Annotated in this window: 21 protein-coding genes and 7 tRNA genes; 7 read left to right on the top strand and 21 right to left on the bottom strand. The window is 47.7% G+C overall.

Going from position 1 to position 25,579, the window contains the following annotated elements; translation table 11 throughout:
• Positions 1-162: 162 nt before the first annotated feature.
• From AC50YG_RS24395 to AC50YG_RS24385, 3 genes are all read right to left on the bottom strand, one after another.
• Positions 163-1,641, bottom strand: coding sequence for a serine hydrolase domain-containing protein (locus AC50YG_RS24395; protein WP_494830498.1), 1,479 nt, complete (start codon positions 1,639-1,641; stop codon positions 163-165).
• Positions 1,642-1,666: 25 nt separating this feature from the next.
• A complete protein-coding gene (locus AC50YG_RS24390; protein WP_494830496.1) occupies positions 1,667-2,551 on the bottom strand; it encodes an ROK family protein in 885 nt (294 codons plus the stop codon).
• A 103-nt stretch (positions 2,552-2,654) separates the two neighbouring features.
• A complete protein-coding gene (locus AC50YG_RS24385) occupies positions 2,655-3,245 on the bottom strand; it encodes a ribonuclease H-like YkuK family protein (protein ID WP_494830494.1) in 591 nt (196 codons plus the stop codon).
• Between the two features lie 203 nt (positions 3,246-3,448).
• Between AC50YG_RS24385 and AC50YG_RS24380 the strand changes: the two genes are divergently transcribed.
• Both AC50YG_RS24380 and AC50YG_RS24375 read left to right on the top strand, forming a co-directional pair.
• Complete coding sequence (locus AC50YG_RS24380) at positions 3,449-4,762, top strand: ABC transporter substrate-binding protein (protein ID WP_473756317.1); 1,314 nt, start codon at positions 3,449-3,451, stop codon at positions 4,760-4,762.
• Positions 4,763-4,781: 19 nt separating this feature from the next.
• Positions 4,782-6,470, top strand: coding sequence for a methyl-accepting chemotaxis protein (locus tag AC50YG_RS24375; RefSeq protein ID WP_473756318.1), 1,689 nt, complete (start codon positions 4,782-4,784; stop codon positions 6,468-6,470).
• Between the two features lie 86 nt (positions 6,471-6,556).
• Here the strand turns inward: AC50YG_RS24375 and AC50YG_RS24370 are convergent, their stop codons facing one another.
• Positions 6,557-7,384 (bottom strand): sugar phosphate isomerase/epimerase family protein, encoded by an 828-nt coding sequence (locus AC50YG_RS24370; RefSeq protein WP_494830491.1) that lies wholly within the window; start codon positions 7,382-7,384, stop codon positions 6,557-6,559.
• 320 nt (positions 7,385-7,704) lie between these two features.
• Here AC50YG_RS24370 and brfA point away from each other — a divergent pair, with 320 nt between their 5' ends.
• On the top strand, positions 7,705-7,914 hold the full coding sequence (gene brfA, locus AC50YG_RS24365) for a ribosome rescue factor BrfA (RefSeq protein ID WP_494830486.1): 210 nt from the start codon (positions 7,705-7,707) through the stop codon (positions 7,912-7,914).
• Between the two features lie 22 nt (positions 7,915-7,936).
• Here the strand turns inward: brfA and AC50YG_RS24360 are convergent, their stop codons facing one another.
• A complete protein-coding gene (locus AC50YG_RS24360; RefSeq protein ID WP_341279456.1) occupies positions 7,937-8,215 on the bottom strand; it encodes a YqkE family protein in 279 nt (92 codons plus the stop codon).
• 142 nt (positions 8,216-8,357) lie between these two features.
• Positions 8,358-8,651: a hypothetical protein gene (locus AC50YG_RS24355; protein WP_473756321.1), complete on the bottom strand. Its 294-nt coding sequence runs from the start codon at positions 8,649-8,651 to the stop codon at positions 8,358-8,360.
• 264 nt (positions 8,652-8,915) lie between these two features.
• Here AC50YG_RS24355 and AC50YG_RS24350 point away from each other — a divergent pair, with 264 nt between their 5' ends.
• On the top strand, positions 8,916-10,295 hold the full coding sequence (locus AC50YG_RS24350; RefSeq protein ID WP_494830479.1) for a Glu/Leu/Phe/Val family dehydrogenase: 1,380 nt from the start codon (positions 8,916-8,918) through the stop codon (positions 10,293-10,295).
• A 119-nt stretch (positions 10,296-10,414) separates the two neighbouring features.
• Here the strand turns inward: AC50YG_RS24350 and AC50YG_RS24345 are convergent, their stop codons facing one another.
• The 8 genes from AC50YG_RS24345 to isdC all read right to left on the bottom strand — a co-directional run bounded on the left by AC50YG_RS24345 (position 10,415) and on the right by isdC (position 21,012).
• Positions 10,415-11,650 (bottom strand): aminopeptidase, encoded by a 1,236-nt coding sequence (locus AC50YG_RS24345; protein ID WP_473756325.1) that lies wholly within the window; start codon positions 11,648-11,650, stop codon positions 10,415-10,417.
• Between the two features lie 65 nt (positions 11,651-11,715).
• Positions 11,716-12,702 (bottom strand): Gfo/Idh/MocA family protein, encoded by a 987-nt coding sequence (locus tag AC50YG_RS24340; protein ID WP_494830472.1) that lies wholly within the window; start codon positions 12,700-12,702, stop codon positions 11,716-11,718.
• Between the two features lie 165 nt (positions 12,703-12,867).
• On the bottom strand, positions 12,868-13,638 hold the full coding sequence (locus tag AC50YG_RS24335; protein WP_494830470.1) for an ABC transporter ATP-binding protein: 771 nt from the start codon (positions 13,636-13,638) through the stop codon (positions 12,868-12,870).
• On the bottom strand, positions 13,628-14,611 hold the full coding sequence (locus AC50YG_RS24330; protein ID WP_494830468.1) for a FecCD family ABC transporter permease: 984 nt from the start codon (positions 14,609-14,611) through the stop codon (positions 13,628-13,630). Before AC50YG_RS24330 ends, AC50YG_RS24335 begins: the two co-directional genes overlap by 11 nt.
• 60 nt (positions 14,612-14,671) lie before the next feature.
• Complete coding sequence (gene isdE, locus AC50YG_RS24325; RefSeq protein ID WP_494830466.1) at positions 14,672-15,625, bottom strand: heme ABC transporter substrate-binding protein IsdE; 954 nt, start codon at positions 15,623-15,625, stop codon at positions 14,672-14,674.
• A 99-nt stretch (positions 15,626-15,724) separates the two neighbouring features.
• Positions 15,725-19,381: an NEAT domain-containing protein gene (locus AC50YG_RS24320; protein WP_494830464.1), complete on the bottom strand. Its 3,657-nt coding sequence runs from the start codon at positions 19,379-19,381 to the stop codon at positions 15,725-15,727.
• Positions 19,382-19,545: 164 nt separating this feature from the next.
• Positions 19,546-19,977, bottom strand: coding sequence for an NEAT domain-containing protein (locus AC50YG_RS24315; RefSeq protein WP_473756335.1), 432 nt, complete (start codon positions 19,975-19,977; stop codon positions 19,546-19,548).
• 21 nt (positions 19,978-19,998) lie between these two features.
• Complete coding sequence (isdC, locus tag AC50YG_RS24310; protein ID WP_494830461.1) at positions 19,999-21,012, bottom strand: heme uptake protein IsdC; 1,014 nt, start codon at positions 21,010-21,012, stop codon at positions 19,999-20,001.
• Between the two features lie 536 nt (positions 21,013-21,548).
• Between isdC and AC50YG_RS24305 the strand changes: the two genes are divergently transcribed.
• The 3 genes from AC50YG_RS24305 to isdG are packed head-to-tail and all read left to right on the top strand — an operon-like array spanning position 21,549 to position 24,627.
• Complete coding sequence (locus tag AC50YG_RS24305; RefSeq protein WP_473756340.1) at positions 21,549-22,517, top strand: ABC transporter substrate-binding protein; 969 nt, start codon at positions 21,549-21,551, stop codon at positions 22,515-22,517.
• Positions 22,514-23,512, top strand: a complete 999-nt coding sequence (locus tag AC50YG_RS24300; protein WP_494830459.1) for a FecCD family ABC transporter permease — start codon at positions 22,514-22,516, stop codon at positions 23,510-23,512. The genes AC50YG_RS24305 and AC50YG_RS24300 overlap by 4 nt, the downstream gene beginning before the upstream one ends.
• Positions 23,509-24,627, top strand: coding sequence for a heme oxygenase (gene isdG, locus AC50YG_RS24295; protein ID WP_494830457.1), 1,119 nt, complete (start codon positions 23,509-23,511; stop codon positions 24,625-24,627). Before AC50YG_RS24300 ends, isdG begins: the two co-directional genes overlap by 4 nt.
• A gap of 183 nt (positions 24,628-24,810) precedes the next feature.
• Here isdG and AC50YG_RS24290 read toward each other — a convergent pair.
• The 7 genes from AC50YG_RS24290 to AC50YG_RS24260 form a co-directional block, all read right to left on the bottom strand.
• A tRNA-Pro gene (locus tag AC50YG_RS24290) sits at positions 24,811-24,887 on the bottom strand.
• A 9-nt stretch (positions 24,888-24,896) separates the two neighbouring features.
• Positions 24,897-24,971 (bottom strand) — tRNA-Gly (locus AC50YG_RS24285).
• A gap of 9 nt (positions 24,972-24,980) precedes the next feature.
• A tRNA-Leu gene (locus AC50YG_RS24280) sits at positions 24,981-25,067 on the bottom strand.
• 20 nt (positions 25,068-25,087) lie between these two features.
• A tRNA-Thr gene (locus tag AC50YG_RS24275) sits at positions 25,088-25,163 on the bottom strand.
• Positions 25,164-25,177: 14 nt separating this feature from the next.
• A tRNA-Asp gene (locus tag AC50YG_RS24270) sits at positions 25,178-25,254 on the bottom strand.
• Positions 25,255-25,270: 16 nt separating this feature from the next.
• Positions 25,271-25,346 (bottom strand) — tRNA-Val (locus AC50YG_RS24265).
• Positions 25,347-25,356: 10 nt separating this feature from the next.
• Positions 25,357-25,431, bottom strand: a tRNA-Glu gene (locus AC50YG_RS24260).
• Positions 25,432-25,579 lie beyond the last annotated feature (148 nt).

Genomic DNA, 25,579 nt, shown 5'->3' with positions numbered 1-25,579 from the left:
CTGCGGCAGCGGCCTATAATAAATAAGCCATATCCTCTTCATGCTTATGCTTAAAACGGCCCGTAGAGGCCCATGGACATTATAAGGCTATGACACAAACGCTTCATGACCAAAGGCCTCCTTTCTCCGCAGCTTCAAGTTTAATAGAATAGTTGTCAAATGCTAGTTTGAAAGCCGCTCGCCAGCAAGCTCGCCATGCCGGGTTACAAAATCAAAATGCTTGTAGGCGATTGTAATACGATTGCCGCTGAATGTGCAAATAACCTCGTCATGATAAGGCGTAAAGACGCGGCAAATATCGAAAACCAGCGTATCGCTGCTCAGCCAGGTCGCGCGGGCTGCTGTGGCTTCATTGGCCAGCTCATTGCCATAATACCATTCTTGATGGCCAGAGTCCAGACGATGCATCCCTGCCGCATCGCTCCACAATAAAGTTGTCACTTCTCTGCCAAATATCAGGCTGAGCTCCGTGACCTCATCCTCGTTTTGCTCCACCTTATAATGAATCGTCCCCTCGGCAAACAGAGGGCGCGGCTGCGCAGTGCGCTCTAGAAGGACTAGGCTGCCCAGCTTCTCCCGCAAGCCCGCAAGCTCGGCTTCATTCTCTGGCAGCGAGTTTGGCAGCATGGCTGGCAGCAGATGCTCCCACATCATGTCCATCACTAGCTGCATGTCCTGCACGCCGCTGTTGATGGCAATGACGGCATCCTGCCCCGGCAGGACGACGCAAAATTGACCGAAAGCCCCATCGCCTCTATAGGCGCCATGTCTGCACTGCCAAAATTGATAGCCATAGCCCTGCTGCCAATCCGTGCCGGAGCCTGTTACGACGTCGCCATGATTGATGTTGTCCATCTGCTTGGCAGTCGCCTGCTCAATCCATTCGGCGGAAATAATGCGCTTGCCGTTAAACATACCTTTATCCAGCAGCATTTGGCCAAAACGCGCCCAGTCTCCAGTTTTCAGCCTGGCTCCCCAGCCCCCAGTAGCTTCTCCGTTAGGCGCCGCATCCCATACTGGACGATCAATACCCAGCGGCTCGAACAGCCGCGGCATTAAATAGTCCGGCAGATCATGGCCGCTCACCCGCTGTACAAGAGCTGACAGCATATGGCTTGCCCCACTGTTGTAGAGGAAAAACGAGCCTGGCTCACGCTCAATCGGCTGCTCGAAAAATCCTTTTATCCAATTGCGGTCGGCCCGATCGCCTACCTTGGGAGTGACATGATCAGACAACCAGGATTGGAACATATCAAAGCGTGCCGTGTCCTTCGTATGTCCGGTGGACATCGTAAGCAAGTGGCGAATTTTAAGCCCGCCCATATTGGCTTTGACCTCCTCGGTCGCTTCCTCGGGAAAATAGTCCAGCACCGCATCCTCCACGGAAAGCAGACCTTCTTCCACCGCGAAGCCAATCGCCATTGAACTCAAGCTTTTAGTCAACGAATAAGCGATGTGCTGCCGCTCCGCCTGATAGGGCGTCCACCAGCCTTCGGCTACTACATGCCCATGCCGAATCAGCATCAAGCCATGCAGATCCAAATGATTATCTGCAATGCCTGCCAAAAAAGAACGAATAGCTGCCGAGCTTATTCCCTGACTTTCCGGTGTTGCACGAGGTAATTCATAGGGTTTCTGCATTGTCGTCTCCTCTATAAAGGACTTATTATTTCCGGCTATTTGTCAAAGCGTCAAGCCCAAGTGCAAGCGAACCGGATAGTCCTGCATTATCACCTAGTCCTGGCGATACGATATAGTCTTCAATGCTGTTCAATATTTCCGCTGCCTGCACGTAACCATTCAAGGCGCGTTTCACTTCGGCGTGAATAAGCGGGAACAGCTGCAATTGATGCATAACACCGCCGCCCAAAATGATTTTGCGAGGCGACAGCAGCAAAATGCTGCCCGCTACAGCCTGTGCGATATAAAAAGCTTCCATCTCCCACGCCTTATGCTCCGGTGGAAGCTCTACTGCCTTCACGCCCCAGCGCTTCTCAATAGCAGGACCTGCCGCTACGCCTTCCAGACAGTCGCCATGATAAGGACAGAAGCCATCATACGTATCCTCAGGATGACGGCGGGTCAAAATATGTCCGCCCTCCGGGTGCACAAGTCCGTGGACCAGCTTGCCCTCCGAATAAACGCCTACGCCTACGCCAGTACCAATCGTATAATAAATGCAGCTATCCAATCCTTTGGCAGCACCCCACACCGCTTCTCCATAAGCAGCAGCGTTAACATCCGTATCCCAGCCATAAGGCACGTCATAGTGCGCTTTCAATGCGCCAAGAAAATCGAAATTCCCCCAGCCTGGTTTAGGCGTTGTCGTAACAAACCCATATTGCGGGCTGGATTTATCAATATTAATCGGACCGAATGTGCCGACGCCAATAGCCTCGACCTGCTTGTCCTTGAAATAGTCGACTACATTCGCCATCGTTATTTCTGGTTTTTCCGTCGGAAAGCTTACGCGATCCTCAATGACACCATGCTCATTGCCAACGCCACACACAAATTTTGTACCGCCTGCCTCAATTGCCCCAATACGCACGATAATCCCTGCTTTCTATTCCTATGATCTAACAGAAATATACCATGCTGGGCAGCTAAGTGCCACCGTATATGCAAGAAAGCCTGCCTGATGTCTAGCTGCTTCAGAACAGACTCCTGCGCTTGTAGCGGGGAACCGCCTTTTTCGTAAAACGGTTGGCATAGGAGGAAGCGGCATAAGAATCCGGCTTGACGCGCGCAGCATAGGTTCCCATTCCCTGCACCCGCTCTACCATCTCCTGTACATAAAGCGAGGTTTCATTAACAGAAGGCACCGTTCCGGCATCGATATCAATGAAATGCGCCAGTGATGCCCCTTGATACACAAAGGGCAGCAGCAAATCCTCCATTCGCTGCAGCACGCCATCCATGAAATAATAAGCAACCTCCTGCGACAATACCGTCTCGAGCGTCAGCTTTTCTCTGAGCTTCATCATTTCCCTGGGAACAACCGTTTGGCGGTAGCAGGCCCAGGCCCCTTTTCCAATTCTGCGAATGACAACCCCCGTAACAAACTTCGTATACCCCCGAAATACTTGACTGTCCGTCCCCACTACAAAATGATACGAAGCATGCACATCTCCAGCAATAAAGCTGCAAATCCGCTCACTCACATCCTGAAAGGTTAAGCGGCTTTCGGTCACATTTTGGAACGATAATCCCTCTGGTATAATCAGCTGCTGATTGCTTCCCACTATGGATACGATCGCAAATTCCTCCCCGTGTGATAAGGTGAAACGGCTCCTTTTAATACCTATGCAAACAGTGCCGTAAAATAGTATTCGCCATCCATTCAATAAAATTGGACATGTCAGCTCTAATTAAAAAAATTGTAAATCCGATATAATAAGTAGTTAACCATATATAAATGGCAAAAAAAGCCGCAAGGGGGAAATAAGTGAAGACAGCTCTTAAAATCCGATTCAGCATTCTTACTGTCATCATTGTTGCTTTAATCGCTACTGGCTGCTCAACCAAAGCTGCTACCACAGAGTCTGCAGCAACAGAAAATGGGCAAAAAACGCTTAAGGTTTATTGGTGGGGCAATGACGGGCGGCGTGAAAGAACGCTTAAAGTCATTGATTTATTTGAAAAGCAATATCCAAACATAAAAATTGAACCGGTAGATGCACCAAATGCTGATTATTGGACGCTGCTCGCTATGACAGCAGCTGATCAAGACTTCCCTGATGTCATTCAAATGGATTACAAATATATTGATGAGTATGCCAAGCGCAAGCTGATTTTGCCGCTGGATGATTTGGCTGCCTCCGGCAAGCTTGATCTTTCCGATCTGGACGCAAGCTCGCGCACGACAGGCACGATAGACGACAAGCTTTACGGCGTCGTTACCGGCATAAATGCCTTAAGCATGATGTACAATCCGGAAATATTCGAGAAAGCTGGCATTCCTGTTCCAGAAGCAGGCTATACGTATGAAGATTTCATTCAAACAGCCCGCGACCTTAAGGAAAAAATCAGTGACCCTAACTTTGTCCCGATCGGTACGGAGTCGCTCGACTTTTCCTATTACCTCAGACAGCGGGGAGCAAGCTACTATTCCCAGGACGGCAGCTCGCTTGGCTATGATAAGGATGAATATTTATCCGACTTCTTCACATTGGAGAAAATGCTTATTGATGACGGCCTAATGGCAAGCGCAGCAACTCTCAAAGACCGCTCAGCTGACAAGGATTCGCTTCTCGTCAATCAGCTTGCTGCTTTCCATAGGCTGACGAGCAATAACGTCGTCTCCTTTACGGACCTGTCAGGCACAGCATTAAAGCTGCTGCCGCTTCCAGCCTTTAAAGGCGGCTCTGAAGGAAACTACGTTAAGCCTTCGATGTATTTCTCGATCTCTGCCTATACGAAGCTGCAGGATGAAGCGGCTTTGTTCGTTGACTTTTTCTTCAACAACTTTGAAGCGAATGATATTTTGCTTGGCGAGCGCGGTGTTCCCGCCACAGCTAAGGTACGCGAGCATCTGCTCAGTACGATGAAAGAAGCCGATAAAGAGCAGTATATTTATATGGATGAAGTTGAGAAAAATTCTAGCCCGCTTGATCCGCCTGTTCCCCTAACTTCGACCAGCATCAACACATTGTTCACCAAAATCAGAAATCAAACGCTGCTTGGGCAAATTACGCCGGTTGAAGCCGCAAAACAATTCCGGGACGGTGCGAACGAAATTTTCGCAGATGCCGCTTCTTAGGCGGAAAGGACAATAACTGATGAAACTAACGATTAGTAAAAAGCTTTACGGCGGCTTTTTCTCGATTCTGCTGCTGCTCATTGTTATCGCCTCCCTTAACTATGTGGAAATTGGCTCGATTAACAGCACCTATCAGAAGCTGTTGCAAGAACGCGCCCATAGTGTCAGTCTGGTCAAAGATTTAAGTCTCTCTATTAAAAATGAAAACTTGAGCATTACAGGCTATCTTCTGATGAATGACGAGGCGGAAATCGATGCCTACCGTGATTCCGTTCGCCGTTATAATGAAGTCAGTCAGCAGCTGCAGGGCATGACAAACGATTCAAATGACTGGCTGCTGCTGCAAGGACTCGATTTGCTCCAACAAAGCTATACGAGCAATGCCGAGGAAATGATTGAATTCAAGAAACAAAATAAAGTAGAGGATTATATGCGCCTCGCCGCCAAAAACGAACCGATTATCAGCAAGTTTATGGAAACAGCGGATCGCTTCGTTCTGGAGCAAGAAGAGGTGCTCCGTCTAAGCTCGGAAGAAACGTCGGCCAAAGTGGCCAGCACCAGGCTGATGGTTCTCATTATTTCATTAATTTCGATTGTGGCCGGGATAGCTATTGCTTATTTCATTAGCCGGATGATTACGGTGCCCATTGTTCGAATTACTGCCGTCGCTGAACGTATTGCGAATGGGGATTTGACAAGTGAAGCCGTTAAGGTGAAAAATCGCGATGAATTAGGTGTATTAGCTGCATCCTTTAATGCCATGTCGCAAAATTTGCGCAATCTGATTGAGCAAGTATCACAAAATGCGCTGCAAGTTGCAGCCTCGTCCGAGCAGTTAACTGCCGGGGCTGAACAGACGACTAAAGCAACCGAGCAGGTCGTTGAAATTATTGAGCAGGTAGCTGGCGGCTCCGAGCAGCAAATTAGAGTCGTTCAGGAGAGCGTAGCTTTTGTAAACAATATGTCAGTGGAAGCGAGCGGCATTGCGGCGAGCGCCCTTCAGGTTTCGGAAAAATCGCGGGCAGCCGCTCAGACTGCTGTAGATGGAACGGTCGCGGTGCAATCCGCTGTCGAGCAAATGGGCCATATTCAGTCCACGGTACAAAATATTGCGGAGGACGTTAGCATTTTAGGCTCACGCTCCGATGAAATTGGCAAAATCGTAGAGGTAATCGCTGGTATTGCCCAGCAGACGAATCTGCTGGCGCTTAACGCCGCGATTGAAGCTGCACGCGCGGGAGAAGCAGGACGCGGCTTTGCTGTCGTCTCCGCAGAGGTTCGCAAGCTGGCTGAGCAGTCGACCCAGTCCAGCCAGCAAATTGCAGTGCTGGTCCGCTCCATTCAGTCGGATACCGAGCGTACCGTACAATCCGTTCATGACGGCAAGGAGGTTGTACAAGCAGGTATTGCTGCGGTATCTGCTGCTGGTGAGTCCTTTAACAACATTAAGCAAGCCGTAAATTCCGTGACCTTGCAAATCCACTCCGTTTCCGAAGCCTCGCAGCAAATGTCCGAGGATACGAATAAGCTGGCGGCGTCCCTGCAAGGGGTAGCCGAGGTTGCAGAAGAAACGTCCTCCGGCGCCATAAGCGTATCGGCCGCAACCGAGCAGCAGCTGGCTACGATGGAGGAAATAACCTCCTCGTCCCAAGCGCTGGCTAAAATGTCAGAAGAGCTGCTGCAATTTGTTAAGGATGTTAAGCTATAGAGGTTTAATTTAGGAAATCAATAAACGCATGAAAAAAGGTTGAATTGGACGGAAGCCCAATTCAACCTTTTTTATTAAACCGACCTCTATGCGTATTCTGAACGAATGCGCTCAATATAGCTTTTGGAAAACGCCATTTGCTCCTCGCTCGCCGTCTCCATAATAATATGAACGCCCGGCTTGTACTTATTAAGCAAGCGCATATAAAGGCTGTAATTCATTTCGCCATAGCCCGCCGGAACCGTCTGCAGCTCTCCATTCGCATCGGGTTTACGATCCTTCGCATGAGCGCCTATGATTCGGTCGCCAAGCAAGGCAAACGCTTCTTCAATGACTTCATCCTGACGGGCAAAGTTTTCTGTCGTCAGCAAATTGCCCGGATCGATTACAACGCCAACATGCGAGGACGGGATCTGTTGCAGAAAAGCATGCAGCTCCGCCGCCGTGCCAATCAAATGACCGCTGGCTGCCTCGATGCCAATGAATACGCCCCATTTTTCCGCTTCCTCTATAAGCTCCTGAACCGTCGATTTTAGCGTCTTCCAGTCCTGCTCGGTATAAACGCCATCCGGATGGGTTCCCGTCTCAAAAGCAACCATAGGCGCGCCGAGCAAACGTGCGTAGCGAATCAGCTCCTTAAACCGCTCTATATTTTCGCGAAGCTTCTGCTCTTCGCGCTCAAAGAAATGCAAATAGCAGCCAAGCACGGAGATCGACACGCCTTGTTTGCGAAGCTCCTCCGCTATCGACATCGCGAGCCCCGGAGTCAGCTTGCCCGGTTTATTAAAATCGACATCATTAATAGCCTTCCACATCGCCAGCTGGATATGGCCAAATCCGGCAGCGCCCACCTTCTCAGCCAGCTCCCGGTAAGACAAGCTCCCAAATAAATGTGCCAATACGCCTACGGACATTTCCTTCACCCTTTCTTTTTTCGCAACAACAAGAGGATGTAATTGCGCCTCAATTCAGTATAACGAAACAAACCGATGTACAGGCGTTAAGCAGCCTAATATAACGGTTAATTGAACATTTTCACCTGATTTTTGACGGCTAGCCCGTCCAATATGATGACGCTTACTTTTCAAGCTCGCCTATTGACTTTAACGCAGCCTGCAAAGTCTGTCAATTGCCAGAAGCCGACACTTTCCTAAGCACGTTTTTCAGCATATAATAGAAGCAAGTGCTTTGAAGCATCGGGCACCACATAGCAGCAAACAGGAGGCATACGATTATGGCAATGAGCACAGCGAAGAAAGCAAGACAGAAGCTCGCACAACGAGGCTTTATGAATCCCGAGCAGCTGCGGGGAAGCTGGAATGGCGTGAAGCCTGGCGAACGAAAAACCCCTACTCTGCAAGAGCGAGTAAATAAACTGCATACGAAGCACAAAAGGAATCACGCAGGCAGAAGCGATGATTCCTTTTGTATTTATTGCTCCTAACAAGCAAACGCGCTATACGTCTTTATTTGTATTTTTTCCAGTCGCCCGGCTTGCTGTTATTGAGCAAATACTCCATATCGTTTTCCAGCCGCTTCTGCTCCTGCTTCCGCGCTTCATCCGCCTTCTGGGCGGCATCCTGCTTCTTCTGCTCCTCCGCTGCCTTCAGCGCATTCGACTGCTCCTTGAGCTTGCTCAGCACATCAGCACTCAACAAATCCTTCAAGGTCGCCTGCTGGCTATCTGCCGCGGCCGCTTTCGGCTTGCTCGCTTGCGTTGCTGCCTGCCGATTTTTTTTCGCCATCCGTAACACCTCTATTTCCATGGTAGAATTTCATTGTCGTTTATTATAGCATGATTTGGGCAAAATGAAAGACGCCCCTCGCCGCATGGCAGCGGGTTGGAGCGCCATTTGTTTACCTGCTTGACGCAGGCTGCTTTAAATATTAGTAAGAGTAGTTTTCCATTTCGGAAATGCCTGCAATTAGAGCAGCACCGAATACTAAGAAGAACAAAATGTACAAAACGATACCGATTGCAGCCCACAACAATGAAGCCTTGGCATAGTTTGACTTGCTGATTTTTGTATTGCCTCCAAAAGCCCAAATGAACAGCATAATAATGTTCACGAGTGGAATAGCGCAAAGCAGAATAGTAATCATCCACTCTTTAAAGCTTACCGGCTCTGCCAAATGGTTTTGTTGTTGGTAGCCATTCTGATTTTGATATTGTTGTTCCATGACCTTTCACTTCTCCCTCTATTTATCTAATGATATTTTCTCTTGCTCTGTACATGTTAACGAGGAAAGCGACATATTTCAACATACTTTTGGATTATTTTCCATTTGTCATATGGGTCTAAATAACTAAAAAACTCAGTATTCATTACGAAATACCTATATTCCATTTTGGATTAGTCTTCTTGCTATGTTAAAATGATGTAGGTGCCCTCTCCGGCTCCATGTACTACAATCTTCGTTACCCATACTGGAGGTCGATTAAACATGGCAAACCAAACTGGCACAATCGTTCAGCAATCGTTGCATGCATTATCAGGTGACCCCACCTTTTTGTCCGATTTACAAGGAAAGCATCGCGATCAGGCTTTCCTCTCTTTAGCTGCTATTTTATCCACGCCAAACAAGGTGAATAAAGCCTTTTTACGCATTACGATGGATGATGGCGACGTCGTTCGCATACCCGCCTATCGCATCCAGCATAACGATACACTTGGACCATACAAAGGCGGCATTCGCTTCCACGAATCCGTAAATGAAGAAGAGGTTACCAATCTGGCAGCCTTGATGACGCTCAAAAATGCGCTTCACGACGTTCCTTTCGGCGGCGGCAAGGGCGGCGTCGGTATTAATCCGCGCAACTATTCAGCGAAAGAGCTATACATTATATGCAAAAAATATGTCCAATATTTTACCGATATTCTCGGTCCGGAAAAGGATATTCCCGCACCCGACATGGGGACTGGTGAACGCGAGATGGACTGGATGATGGCCGAATATAAAAATATTCATCCCGGCAAGCCCTATCTCGGCAGCTTTACTGGAAAAAGCGTCATTAACGGCGGCTCCTTAGGACGCCGGGAAGCGACAGGCAAGGGCGTTTATTTCACCTTCCGCTATATGCTGCATGATTTTATTAAAGTGCATCGCGGCTATTTGACCAACAGCTCTAATCCATTTGCTGAAAATGTTCTCGCCCAAGCGGAAAAATCGCTGTCCATCGCCGTTCAAGGCTTCGGTAATGTTGGCTCCATCGTAGCATTGGAAGCGCATAAATGTACCTATCTCAACAACAAGGTCGTGGCGGTCAGCGACCGCAATGTAACGCTTTACAATGCCGACGGCTTATCAATTCCGGCACTAATTGACTACGCCAATCGCCATCAAGGCGATTTGCCTAAGACGAAGGAAGAGCTCGCAGAGCTTGAGCTCAAAGCAGACATTTTGGAACGTGAGGAAGTGCTGTATCTGGATGTCGATGTGCTCGTGCTGGCCGCGCTAGAGGAGCAGGTACGTCAGGATAACGTAGATAAAGTGAAAGCCAAGATCATCGTCGAAGGGGCAAATGCGCCAATAACCGGCGAAGCCGACCAGAAGCTTTCCGAGAACGGCGTTATTATTATACCCGATATTCTTGCCAATGCCGGCGGCGTTATCGTCTCTTATTTCGAGTGGCTTCAAGGCCGTGAAACGCAATATTTGACGGAAGAGCAGGTGCATCGTATGCTGTTCGAGAAAATGCAAAGCACACTCGGCTCCATTTTGCCTTCCTTCTTCAGCGCCACTTACACGCTGCGGCAAAATTGCTATAATCATTCGGTGATGAAGCTGTCAACGGTTCTGTACCGCCAAGGCAAGCTATATTAGAGACTTGGCCGGGGGAACCTAGCCGTTATCATACACGAATCAGGCAGAACAACGAAAAACAGGCCCGAAGCTGCATCGTGCAGCTCCGAGCCTGTTTTTTCATGCTTATTTTTCACATCTTAAAACGCCCAGTTGCCTTTACGGAATACAGGAACGACGGTGCCATCGGCTTGAATGCCATCAATATCCATATCGGCAGAGCCGATCATGAAATCATTATGGGTCAGGCTCGCATTAACGCCGTTTGCTTCCAGCTCCTCTGGCGACATCTTCTTGCCGCCTTCAATATTAAAGGCATAGCCGCTGCCGATGGCCAAGTGGTTCGAAGCATTTTCGTCAAACAGCGTATTATAGAACAAAATGTTGGACTCCGATATTGGGGAATGGTGCGGCACCAGCGCAACCTCTCCCAAATAACGCGCACCCTCATCCGTATCAATCAGCTTTTGCAAAATCGCTTCGCCTTCCTCCGCCTCAGCCTTCACAATACGGCCGTTCTCGAAGGTCAGCTTAAAGCGGTCGATGATGTTGCCACCGTAGCTGAGCGGCTTTGTGCTCGATACATAGCCATTAACGCCCGTTTTCAGCGGCACTGTGAATACTTCTTCCGTCGGCATATTCGCCATAAACGGAACGTTTTGCTCGTTCTCGCTGCCGGCAGCGACCCATAGATGCTTGTCATGCAGCTCAATGGTCAAATCTGTGCCCGGAGCGGTGTAATGCAGCTTTTTAAAATGATAGCTGTTCAGCGCCTCTCCCTTGCTTCCAAGCGCTCTGTTATGCTCCTGCCAAGCCGCAACCGGATCTTCTGCATGCAGGCGCACCGCTTTAAAGATTGCTTCCCATAGCAGCGCGACTGCTTGCTCGCCCTCAGCCTCCGGGAACACTTTCTTCGCCCAGTCCTTGGCGGCTGCCGCAACGACCGTCCAGCTCACTTTGTCCGCTTGAATCGCTCTGCGGAATTCCTTCAGCCCTGCTCCAGCCGCCTTCTGGTAGTTGGAAATACGCTGCGTGTCGACACCCTTCAGCAAATCTGGGCTGGAGGATACGATTGAAATAAAGGCGGCGCCCTTATCAACAAACTCCTGGCGCTTCGCCGTTTCCCATTGCGGGAAATGCTCGAAAATTTCAGCGCCCGCTTTTTCATATTTCAATCGGGATAACTGGTCATCCGTCCAATCAATATGTACATTGCTTGCTCCAGCTGCATAAGCCTTCTCTGCGACGAGACGCACTAGAGGCGCTGCCTCAATCGCTCCCGTTACGAATACCGCCTGCCCCTGCTGGACATTCACACCTATTTTCACAATAATCTCAGCGTATTTCTCCAATTGAACAGCTAATGTATCGCTCATTCCAAGTCTCCTTTATCTCTATAAAATAGATCTTGCTGCATTCCATTTACTTCCTTACATCCATATTATAGCCGATCTGCAGGGAAAACAAGCCCGATCTGGCTGCGCGCCTCATCCAGCACCTCAAGTACAGCAAGCGAGTTCGCAAGCGAATTAATGTCTGATTCATGCTGGCCGCTTTGAATGAGCCGAATAAACGCCTCAGCCTCATACACCATCACATTCTCTGCCTGCGGCACCGTCAGCTCCTCCACATCGCCATTGCGGTATTCGATGCGCACCTGATTCGGGTAGCTAATATTTTCAATAATCATATTGCCCGCTTCGCCTTGAATTTCTGCTGGAAGCTGGGAATTAGAAATTTTGGAGTGCAGCACGGCCGCATCCATTCCATCATATTGCAGCAGCAGACTGCCCTTGCCGTCCACACCAGACTCCAGCATAACGGCACTTGCTTTTACCTTATTCGGCTTGCCGAACAATGAGACCAGCGGGTAAACGCTGTAAATGCCAATGTCCATCAGCGAGCCATTCGAAAATTCCGGCTTAAACGCGTTCATGATATTTCCTTCCTTGTACGCATCATAACGCGAAGAATATTGACAATAGGATGCAAAATAACCCCGGATCACCCCCAGCTTAGGCAGGTGCTCGCGAATAACTGCAAAATTCGGCACGAACGTCGATTTCATTGCCTCCATAAGCAGCACATTATTGTCTTTCGCCGCTGCGATCATCTCCCTCATTTCCCGGGCGTTTGAAGCAATAGGCTTCTCGCAAAGCACATGCTTGCCATGCTTCATGCAGGTGATCGCATGCTGAGCATGGTGCGAGGTGGGACTTGCGATATATACTGCGTCCACCTGATCACTCTTTGCCATTTCCTCCAAATCCGTGAACGTATGCGGAACCTTATATTTGCTCGCAAATTCTGCCGCCCGCTCGGACGTTCGCGAATACACGGCCGCTAAAGCAAAGTCCTCCAGCCCGCGTGCCGCTTCGATAAAAGAATCTGTAATTTTGTTAGTCCCAATTATGCCAAAACGTATCATCAGCTTTTCCTCACTATCTCATCTTGATTTGTTCCTCTTATTCTACCACTACAGCCAGCGAAAAAAAATAAAAGCCGACTGCCCGCGCATCCATCTGCACGAACTGTCGACTTTCTAAAGTGTGGCATCCAGCCTGCGCCTCGGCTTTGCCTTTCAAACACGAGCTCAAATACCAATCGGTACGACATACAGCCCCGTATCGCTTTCTTGCTTAAGCATAACATCAACCTGATACGTTTCTTTTACGATCTCCTTCGTAATCACGGCCTCCGGCTTACCGCTCGCTACAATTTCGCCCGCTTTCATCACGATAATCCGGTCGCTGTAGCGAATGGCTTGATTAATGTCATGGAGTACCATGACGATAGTCATGTCATGCTCCCGATTTAATGCCTTTACCAGCTCCAGTATTTCAATCTGGTAATACATATCGAGGAAGGTCGTCGGCTCATCCAGAAACAAGATCGGCGTTTGTTGCGCCAATGCCATCGCAATCCATACCCGCTGCTTCTCGCCGCCAGAAAGCTGATTGAGCCGCTGGCTTCGCTTCTGCTGCAGGTTGGTCGAGTCAAGCGCCTCTTCAATCGCCTTCTCGTCCTCCTCACTTGCCTGTCCGAGAAAGCTGCGATGCGGCAGGCGGCCATAGCTGACGAGCCGCTCCACCGTTAGATCGTAAGGCGCCTCATTTTGCTGATGCACGACCGCAAGCTTTTTAGCAAGCTCCTTTGGCTTGATTTGGGCCAGCGACTTGCCATCAAGCAGCACCTTCCCGTGAGCGGGCGCATAGTTTTGCGATAAAATACCGAGCAGCGTCGACTTGCCGCAGCCATTCGGGCCGATAATCGTCGTTATTTTTCCCATTTCAATTTTATCGCTAATGTTTTTAAGCTGATCAGTCTTTTTGTCATAGGAGAACGTCACCTGTTTAATTTCCATATACGCGCTCACTCCTTCTAAGCATAAAGATGAGGAATGGTCCGCCGATAATCGTCATAATGATCGAAGCCGGAATTTCCGTCGGCGCGAGTACCATCCGTCCGAGCGTATCCGCAGCTAAAATCAGCAGGGCGCCGCCCAGTGCCGAAAACGGAATCAACACCTTATGATCGGAGCCAACCAAGGTACGCGCAATATGCGGAACGAGCAGGCCGACGAAAGCAATTAAGCCGCCAATGGCCGTTGCTACAGATGCGAGCAGCACCGCGACGACCGAGATCAGCAGCCGCGCACGCGTTACCCGCAGCCCGAGATTTTTCGCTGTTTTATCCTGTAAGCTGAGCATGTTGCACCATGAACTTAGCAGCAAGGAAAGCAGCAGGCCAATGAGGCCATACAGCCCGATAATTTGCACATCCGTCCATGTCTTCATGGTGAAAATCGATGAAATCGCCTGATTGACGCTCGTAACCGCGTAGCTGCCGCGATAATTAAACGATTGCCCGAGCCCCGTAAATGTCGCATTAATCGCAATCCCGACGAGAATGAGCCTCAGCGGGCTAAGTCCCGACTTCCACGACAGCGCATAAACGAGGTAGCAGGCTAGTGCACCACCGAAAAAGGAAAACAGCGGCATCCAGAAAAACAGCCCTGGAAAAATCGTCACAACGGTTAGCGATACTAACCCTGCGCCCGATGAAATCCCAATCACGCCAGCATCTGCGAGCGGATTTTTCATCACGGCCTGAAGCAGCACACCGGAAACGGCAAGCGCCGCTCCTGTAAGCAGGGAGACGAGGATACGCGGGAATCGCAAATCTTTTATAACCTCAACCTGATCATTCGTTCCTGAAAATAACCCCTGCACCAAATCCATAATGCCTACTTTAATACTCCCGGTCATCGCCGAATAAATAATAGCAGCCACCAGCAAAGCGATAACAACAACAAAACTGCCTACCTTTTTAATCATGACCAACGTCCTTTATAAAAAGTTCCCGAGCCGAGCCGCATCAAGCTAAGCAATATTCACTTATGGGTAGAGCATACCCATCAAAGTGTCGATAGCATCTACAGCGTATAAATTACCCGTCGTTCCGAATAATGCTTCTTCCAAATCATATACTCGGCCGTTTTGTACGGCGCTGAAATGCTTCCAAATATCGTTTTTCTGGAATTCCTTATCGAACATTTTCACAACTTCCTCCGGCATGCCATGGGCGGCACGCAGGATTACATCCGGATTCGACTGCTGTAAATATTCTGTATTGGAAGCCAAAAACTCTACACTTTCACCTTGCACAATGTTGACGCCGCCAGCAAGCCGAACCAAATCACCGATGTACGAATGCTCAGTCGCAACAAGATAGCTGCCAGGCACCCCTAGCAAAATCAATACGCTTGGCTTTTTCTTCTCAGCGGTAGCTGCATGAATGTCTGCAACCTTCTGCTCGAACTTATCGATGATGGCTTGCGCTTGTGCTTGCTTATTGTACGTCTCGCCCAGTCTTTCAAGAGCATCATTCATGCTTTCCACACTCGTAAGGTTGAGAAAATCAGCCTGCATCCCCGCCGCTTCAAAAACCGGCTTCAGGTCATACTCCAGCGTCGTCACCGACAATATTTCGGTTGGCTTGAGCGATTTGACGAGCTCCATATCTGGGCTCATCGGATTGCCTATCCTTGTCACTTGGTCATAGCGGACAGGCAGCATCTTTGAGCTGGTTGGCACGCCGACAAGCTCAACTTCAAGCGCATCAAGCATTTGCGTAATCGCGACGGTCGTCGATACGACGCGCTGCTCTGCTGCAGGAGAAGCAGCCGGCTCGGCCGTATTTTTCTCTTGCTCCGCTTGCTCAGCCTGTGCAGAGTGGCCAGCTCCCTGCTGCTCTGCTGCAGGGTCCGTTCCTGTCGCCGAGCAGGCGGCTAGTAGAAGCAGTGCTAGCAATCCGAGCAGCCCAAGCATTTTGCCAAAAGCGTTATTCATCCGTTGATCGAACTCCCTTCATGAGAACATGACAAGGATACCGGTCTCCCGGCATCCTTGTCAGTTTTGCTTCACTTGTGTATGGAGCCTAGCAGCAGCCTATTTCGTTTCCAGAAGCTTCATGATCAGCGTCAATGCTTCTGCTCTTGTTGCATGAGCAAGCGGCTCAAACTTGTTGTCGCCTTTGCCTTGAACATAACCGGCTTTTGCAGCAGCGGCAATGTCATTTTTCGCCCAATCCGGAATCGAGGCTGCATCTGCAAAGCTAAGCTCGTTTGTTTCATCAATATCGAGCTTAGCTGCTCTTACGATAATGGAGGCCAGCTCCGAACGGGTAATTTCTCTACTCGGAAGGAACGTTCCATTCGCATAGCCAGAGATTAAGCCTGCTTTCGCGGCACGGTCAATATGCGGCTTCGCCCAAGCTGGAATTAGCTTGCTGTCATTGAATGTCGCACTTGTCGATCCGTCCGTGAGTTTCAAAGCACGGCTGATCAGAACAGCGAATTCAGCGCGAGTCACAACGCCATTCGGACGGAATTTGCCATCGGAATAACCTTTGACGATACCAAGCTCCAGCGCTTTTTCAATGGATGCTTGAGCCCAGTGGCCTTGAATATCCTTGAAGTCCGTTACAACAGGCTCATTGAGGTCATCTTCGCCGGCATTCGGATCTGTCCCTTCAACCACTTCTACATCGCCTACACCAGGCGCTACAGAGCCGGATGTTGATACAAGAGTTTCAGGTTTAAACTTAATTTGAATATCATATTCGTGATGATAGTTCACTTCTGGCCAATCAATTTTAACCCAGCCGTCAATCGTGCTGTTAAGGTTCGGAACATTGAAGTAAACAACTCGCGTGTTATTTACCGTATCTCTGCTTTCGACACTAACATTATTGTTATTAAATTTGAGCCCTGTAATTTCCTTATCCTTCGTAAGCGTCATATAGAATGTTTTTGTGCTGCCCGAAACTTTCAGCAATCCTGGGGAGACTACGTAGCCCTGCATAACGGACTCATTTTCGGTGCCGTATTTTTTAATTTCATATTGCAGGAAGTAGTTTCCATTCGCCAGTTGACCTGGAACCGTCGTATTTGGCAATTCGACAACAGGAGCATCAGCTGTTTTCGTTATGTCGGCAAACTGAACCGCATATTCCACATCCGCTGTTGCTCCGCTAACTCCAAGCACGAGTGAATACGTGTCCGTCAGATTTGGAACGGTGAATTTAACAGGCGTACCAGCTACAATGGCCGCCAAAAATACAGCGTTTGTCAGCGAAGCGGCATTGTTTGCTCCGCCAGTCGAGCCTATAGGAAACATTTCTGCTCCTGTTGCATTATTTTTCAGCTTCTTAATTGTTACTCCCGCTTTAGGAGTGAAGCTAATAACGCTGCTTCCGCCACTGAACGTCAAAACTCCTGAGGCTTCCAAATGCTCAGAAATACCTTCATCTGATGATTTCAACACAATGCTATACGTGCCATTGCTCAAAACTTTTGCAGCTTTAAACGCAGTAACCGCCTGTTCCAGAGCCGTGCTTCCGTCTTTCACTTGTGTTTCTGTCGCTATCGGATTTGTTGTAATAGTTTTCGCGGCATTGATTGCCGTTTGCAGCTTCGTTTTAGCCTCTGCAGGGTATTTATCGATTACTGTTCCTTCAGCAGCTTCATCGTGCAATTTTTGAGCCGCAGCTATGCTCGCTTTCAAGGCTGTAGCATCACCTGTACCAAAGCTCAAGCGAATGTTATGATCCGCCTCATAAGGCTGTCCTGATCTCGGATCAATAACCGTTGGCATGGAAATATGAACCTGAGCGTCCAGCAGCGCCGTCAAATCATTTACTTTGAACTTAACTACTCTTGTATTAGCCGTTGTATCTGTACTTACAATCGTAGAATCAACTAGTACGCCGTTTTCCTTAACTTTGAATGCTGTAACGATACTGCTATCTTTGATCGTAAAGCTTACATAGGTGGAACCATCAACTGAAGTTACGTTTGCCGGTTTCAGGAAGTAGCTGTCCATGCTGGAGAATGCCTGATTAGTTGCATGTAGAGCTGCATAATTAATTTGACGGTTCGCTGATGCTTTAAATGCCGTCACTGCCTGCTCCAGTGTTGTGTTGGCACTGATTAATTGCGGTCTTGTCGCCGATAATTGCTCAGCTTTCACCGTAGCAGCCTCAATAGCAGTAAGAAGCGCTGCTTTGGTGTTGTTATCGTATTGACCAGCTTCTGTACCGACAGTCGCTTGATCATGTACCAATTGGGCTTCTTCTATAGTCGCGTTTAACGTCTTAAACTGTTCTGAGTTATAGCTGAAATAGACGGATTTCGTTACGGAATCCGTTTTGTAGACCAGGTACGAAAGTCCTTGGAATGTAGTATCGAGTGCATTATCGTTTCTCACCGCCACCTGATAGATGGTTTTGTCTGCATCAGAAAGGCTGTTTACTCTATAAAATGGTGGGGAGATGGTAGTAGAAAGTCCTCCTCCGCTCGATGGAAAAGAAGCTTTCAAAGCAGACTCGTCAATCGCTACTTTAAACGGTATATTAGCAACGGTATGTTTTATTTTTCCCTGCAGCAACGTAATTTGTGAAACGAAATCTCCTGCGAACTCAGAAATTTCAGCATCGCTTGCAAGGGAGTTCAGAACAATGAGATCTAGCACCTTCGCATCGTAACGGCTATTTTTTACAAATGTCTCCTCATTTTTCAAAGCAAGTACGGCATCATTAACTTGTTTTTGAGTAGCATCCTTATTAAAAGCCCAGCCATTCGCCGTAGTAATGGCATTTTGCAAACGCAGCTCATAATTATATGGATACTCTCCATCACTTATAATGCTTGTTCCACTTCCGTTATCTGCCGTTCCGGAGTTTTTAACCGTAGCAGCAAATGCCCCTACATCTGTTATAGCTTGGAATAAGGCAATTTTGCTGACGCTAATCCGTCCAGACTCATACTCTTTTTTAGCTTCATTTAGAATGGCATAGGCCGCTTTAGTCAGTTCAATATTACCACCTGCCGATGCAGCGATACTGTCTGCTAATTGAATCGCATTATAAAGCTTTGTCTTGGAGCCAGCAGGATAGAAGCCATCTCCTGTACCTTCATAAGTGCTTTCATAGACGGATCTGGTAACTGTGAAAAGCTCATTCAGCTTTTCAAGTGTTACCGTTTCACTGCCGCTGCCATTGTCACCGCCGCCATCTACTGGACCAGTAGGAAGCGTTGTTGTATCCAAATCGAGCTGCAGATTGTACCAGCTGTCATAATTTGCAGCCGGTAATACGATATGCACCAGAATGTCCTGACGCTGGCTCAAATCAGCTATATCGATTCGCGCTTTAACAGAATCCGGGTTCGTTCCATCACCAAGCAAGGTCGGCGTTACTGCTTTATAACCATCCATGCCTGTAATCGTTTGACCATTTACTGTTGCTTTTGCTTGCCCTTCCATTCGTGCAGAAAAATGTTGAAATGCTGTATATTTAAAAAATTCATTTTCAAATTGAGCCTTGCCATCTTTCACTATCAGTTTACCTGTATTAGGTACGACGACCATCGATTCTAAAATCGAGGTTTCATTGGTGTTGTCTTTCAAATAACGAAAGTTTATTGGATATTCTCCATCCGGCACCGTTGTAACTGCCGCTTGTGCAATTGGACCTATGCTTGCTACTTGCAGCATTAGCACTAATGCGAGTAGCAATGCCACCACTTTTGTATATTGCTTTTTCACCCTGCTTACTCTCCTTTTAACAGTTCATTTATTTCCGCTATTTCTGTGTATTGCTTACTAGACACTGTAATTTCCTAACATGCTGATTCACCCGGCAAAAGAACGGTCTGTATAAAACAGACCGTTCTTTGTACTCTATCTTTGTTTAATTAGTGCGAATGATCTTACAGATCCCAGCTGAATTTGATGTCATGAACCGTGTTGTAGCCATCTGGGTAACCTGGGAATGGTGGCACTGTAACATGGATTTTAGCAACGGTTTGAGCAGAAAGGTCATCTACTTCGAAAGTAAATTGTTTGTCACCGTTTGTAAGAGTAGTTGCATTAACAACAGTGTAAGTAGCGCCGCCGTCATTAGAAATGCTCAACGAGTTGATATAGCTGCCGCCAGAGAAGGACAGAGTAACTGTTTTATCATCCGATGCAAGGCTTGCAGGGCTGTTTGCGTATGCGTTAGCATAAGAAACTGTGCCGTCTGGTTTCAAAACAGTAAAGCTCAGTGAAGTTGCCGCAAAAGCAGAACCTACTTGAACAACCAAAGCAACAGCCATAACCAACAGCATCAAAGGCATCATTTTTTTGAACGATTTAATCATAATTATAAACACTCCCTATTATTAGTTTTTGGTTTTGTTCTTACGATAAAAATACATAGCAGCTCCTGCTAAAATAACGATACCAACAACCGCGAGTGGCGTCGCCCAATGATTGGAGCGCTCTTGAAGCGGCTCTACCTCTGCCGCAGCTTCTACCGAAACGGTATCAGCGACATTAGCCTTGCCTGCATCCTCAGCCATCACTTCGGCCTCCGTTGTACTGGCAGCTTCAACAGACTTGTCTGTTCCCGCTTCCAATACTGCCTTCTCCGCTTCCTCTGGTGAAGCAGTTGCCTCCTCTGCAGAAGCAGCTGCATCAGTTAACGCTTCTGGCGTCTCTACAGCTACAGGAGATGCGCTTGCTGCTGCCTCCTTAGGCTCTGCCGATGACGGGGTAGCGCTTTCCACTACACTGTTGTCAGCTGTGCCTTTTTCTTCAGCAGCAGTCGGCGTTGCTTGAGCAGAAGCCTTAGGTGTAGCTGCTGCCCCAGCATTTCCATCCTTAGCAGGCGCCTTGGTCGCTTTCGGGGAAGCAGTCGCCTTAGGAGTCGGTGTGGCAGTCGGCTTTGTTTCCGCAGACGCTGCAGGTTTAGGAGCGGTCTCCGCTGTCGCAGGCGTTTCTGCCTTGCTTACAAGCTTCAGGCTATTCGCATCAAACACAAAACGTATAGTGTAGTCATGATCATAATCAATATCTGGAACTGTGACATGAATTTTAGACAGCATCGCTTGGGACAAATCGTCTACGCTGAACTGCACGACCCGCGTATCATTAGCCTTACTGCTGCTGATAACCTTCGTGTTCACGTAACCTCCACCGCCAGGAACTTTAAACTCTGTTACCCAAGCACTATGATTAATTTGCAGCTGCACTGTTATTTTTCCGTTTTCAACGATAACCTTGGCAGGCTTTTCCCAATAATCATTTGCCATAGATGCCGATTCGTCTTCAGCTTTCTTGATGACATAATCAATCGTATATGTACCGTCTACCATGCTCTGCGCATAGGCCGCCGGCGCTGCAAGAAGAATCATAAAACAAATAATTAAGAAAGCTGATATTGGGAGTTTACGAATGAAGTCTTTCTCCTCCTCTCCTGTCGTATGGAAAAAAATAGTTTGGAAAAGGTAGACAACAATCAAGTTAATGATTATCATTATCAATTGAGTGTCAAAAAAAATACCTTCTCTTCCCCTCTCCTAAGTCTGCTCATCATGTTCTTCACAGCTCTTTAGGATGTCTAGCAAATGGTTTCTCAGCTGCCCGACAACTTGATATTAACGTAACTGTATTAATTTTGTCAATCACTTATTTTAATATTTTTTGTTTTATTTTTCTTTATATGATTTTAAAGCTTTAGATATGATTTATATTTCACTGATAAAATATAATTATTTTCTATTTTCATATTAAAGTACGATAATTCACTTTTTAAAAGAATGAATTTACTTTTTCAATACCAATATTATTTTTTCTATATATTGTTTATTTCTTATTGACATTGATTATCATTTACAATATCATTATTTTAATAATAATAATCATTATCAGATCGGATTGGGAGGATTATATGAAAATTTTATACCCTGCGATGCTGGCTCTGCTTCTCTTAGCTGCAGCAGGTTGCTCGCAAACTGTTGATTCGAACGCTGCACAAGGAGTTACGAGCAATGCTGAAAAACAGAATGCCGTAGCCATAACCGATTTTGCAGGAAGGCAATTAACATTTGCTGCTGTCCCTTCGCATATTGTAGCGTTAAGCAATGGAGAAGCCGATATTATTTATGCCCTCGGGGGAACTCTCGTCGGCAGGCCAACCTCCTCCGTTCCATTAAGCAACGAAGCAGCAGAGGCAGTGGAACAAATCGGATCTACCCACGAGGTTGATCTGGAGAAAATCGCATTTTTGAAAGCGGATGTCGTGCTGGGCAACAATCCTATGAATACGAAGGATATCCCCACTATAGAGAGCATTGGAGCCAAGATGGTGCTTTCCTCTGCCAATTCTATAGATGATATTAAAAAGCAGATTACCCTGCTAGGCCAGCTTCTGCAAAAGCAGTCGCGCGCTGAAGAGCTTATTGCCGAAATTGATGACAAGCTCAGCCAAATTGCTGCAAGTGCCAGCACGAACAAGACTCGAGCTCTATTAGTATACGGCGCTCCTGGCACCTTTATGGCTGCACTGCCCAACTCCCTCAGCGGCAATATTTTGGAGATGGCTGGCGGGGAAAATATTGCTTCCGACTACGAAGCACTTCAAAGCTATCCACAATATGCCCAGCTCAACTCAGAAAGAATTGTTCAGTCCAATCCGCAAGTTGTCATGATTATGACGCATGGCAATCCGGATCAGGTAAAGGATGCCTTTCTTAAGGAAATGCAAAGCAATGCTGCCTGGAATGGACTAGATGCTGTAAAAAACAATGCTATCGAAGTACTGCCTGCCGACCTGTTCGGCACAAACCCGGGGACCCGTATAACAGATGCGCTCACCCTTATGATTGAAATGCTAGACGAAGAGAAGAAGCAGCCATGAATAAAACAGAGCGAAGCCGCCGGCGCAAATGGTCTATCATAATTGCGCCTATTATTTTGCTGCTCGTTACTTATTTCGGTCTCGTTTACGGCTCTGTCCCTATTACGTTAAAAGAGATTGGCCAGGTACTCACTTCCGATGCCGATCCCCGTTACGAAACCATTATTATGAATCTAAGAATGCCGCGTGTCATTATTGGCCTGCTGGTAGGTGCTTGCTTAGCTGCATCAGGCGCTCTGTTACAAGGCGTAATGCGCAATCCTCTCGCGGATCCCGGCATTATCGGGGTTTCCGCTGGCGGCGGCCTTGCAGCTGTTATCACAATGGTTGTCCTTCCGCAGCTTGGCTATATGCTGCCAATAGCAGCCTTTTTAGGCGCGAGCATTACTTGCCTGCTGATCTATTTGAGCGCATGGGACAAAGGGACCTCGCCTATCAAAATCGTGCTAGCAGGTGTAGCCATTAATGCACTGCTCGGAGCTGTAACAAATGGACTTATGGTCGTCTATAGCGACCGTGTACAATCGGTTCTACCTTGGCTTGCAGGTGGGCTGAACGGAAGAAGCTGGAGCCATCTCTCCTTCATGGCACCTTATGCCATAGTAGGCCTGCTGCTCTGCTTCCTGGCCATTAAGCCTGCCAATTTGCTGCTGCTTGGCGATGACTCCGCCCAACTGCTTGGCCAAAAAGTTCAGATCCAGCGCTTTCTGCTCATTATTTTGGCTGCACTGTTAGCCGGAGCTGCCGTCAGCGTAGCTGGATTAATTGGTTTTGTTGGGCTTGTCGTCCCACATGCCGTTCGTTTAATTATCGGAGACGACTATCGCTTTCTCCTGCCGCTTTCTATCGTTGGTGGAGCATCGTTGGTCGTTTTAGCAGATACATTTGCACGTACCTGGTTTGATCCGATTGAGCTTCCTGTAGGCATTCTTCTCGCCTGTCTAGGGGCACCATTCTTTCTTTATTTATTACGTAAAAAGGGGGCAATACGATGAATGCTGCTATCAATATCGAAAATGTAGGCTTATCCGTCGGCGCTTTCGAAATGGAAGATGCCAACATGATTATTCCTTCAGGAAAAATCACAGCCATTGTTGGTCCTAATGGATCAGGCAAATCCACGATGCTGAAGGTCATTACCAAGCTGCTTACGCCAGATAAGGGCGAAGTATTTATTAATCAGAAGCCGCTTAAAAGCTACAAATCCAAAGATTTTGCCAAAGATATCGCAATGCTTACGCAATCTAAAGAAATGATTCCCGACCTAACGGTACGTGAACTCGTCTCCTTTGGACGTTCGCCTCACAAGCCTATGTTCAAAAACAAAATGACTTACGAAGATAATGACATCATAGATTGGGCACTAACCATTACCGGCACTAAGCGTTACCAGCACCAAATGTTTTACACTCTATCTGGAGGTGAACAGCAAAAAGCGCGAATCGCCATGGCGTTAGCGCAAAAAACGAATATTCTTCTGCTCGACGAGCCTACTACTTATCTCGATATTGCACATCAATTCGATGTGATGGAGATGCTGCAGCAGATTAATCGGGATCATCAGATTACAATTGTTATGGTTTTACATGACCTCCAACAAGCAGCTGCATACTGTGACCATATGATTGCTATGAAACGCGGATTAATTGCCATGACAGGGGAACCACAAACTGTACTAACTTCAGAGTTTTTAAAAGATGTGTATAACATGGATGCCCGTATCAAATTTGATGAAGGTTATCCCCTTATTATCCCGAATCCAAGAAAAAATCAGGAGGACACTAAAATGATTATTGTTACTAACGCATCCCATATTACAAAAGGCAATGCCCACAAGCTGATTGAACGCTTTGATCGCGTTGGCGACGTAGAAAAAGCAGAGGGCTTCCTTGGCCTTGAGGTATTGTTGACAGAGAAAACGAAAGACTACGAGGAAGTATCCATTGTTACACGCTGGAATACGAAAGAGGATTTCAATGCTTGGACTCGCAGCGACGCTTTCCGTGAAGCTCATTCCCGTCGCGGAGGAACACCGGACTACATCATCTCCAATACGATTACATTCTACGAAGTCAAAGTCATCAGGAACCCCATTGCTGCGGTTAACTAACCTGCTACTTTAAACCAGTTGTATTCCTATAAAAAAAGAAGCTTGCAGAACCACTTTTCATGTGGAACTGCAAGCTTCTTACATATGTATAAGCTATCGCTCTTATGTGTTATTTCCAAATAAAAAAGCCTGCTCTTGCGCTCCAATTGCTGAGCAAGTTCAGACATACTGTAAATCATATAATGGTCGGGACGACACGATTTGAACATGCGACCCCCTGGTCCCAAACCAGGTGCTCTACCAAGCTGAGCTACGTCCCGAAATAAAAATGGAGCGGACGACGAGATTCGAACTCGCGACCCTCGCCTTGGCAAGGCGATGCTCTACCACTGAGCCACGTCCGCAAAAAAATATGGTGCGGTCGAGAGGACTCGAACCTCCACGGCTGTTACACCACTAGAACCTGAATCTAGCGCGTCTGCCAATTCCGCCACGACCGCATATTTTTTTTTGAAAAAGATGGTGCCGTCGAGAGGACTTGAACCCCCAACCTACTGATTACAAGTCAGTTGCTCTACCAGTTGAGCTACAACGGCACGTAATGAAAGAATGGCGGAGCTGACGAGATTCGAACTCGCGGTCTCCTGCGTGACAGGCAGGCATGTTAGGCCTCTACACCACAGCTCCGTATTCAAAATCATAATGGTGGAGGCTGAGGGGATCGAACCCCCGACCCTCTGCTTGTAAGGCAGATGCTCTCCCAGCTGAGCTAAGCCTCCGAAAATGGTATGGTGACCCGTAGGGGACTCGAACCCCTGTTACCTCCGTGAAAGGGAGGTGTCTTAACCACTTGACCAACGGGCCATGATCACGTTTAAAACCAATCAATGTGTGTTGCACATTGAAAACTGGATGCGAAAGACAAAGTGTAAAACATTTAGCGTGTTGTTAGGATAAGCCCTCGACCGATTAGTATTCGTCAGCTGCACGCATTGCTGCGCTTCCACCCCGA

It is taken from the genome of Paenibacillus sp. J31R34, assembly GCF_059383715.1.
This window is presented reverse-complemented; position numbering and strand designations above follow the sequence as displayed.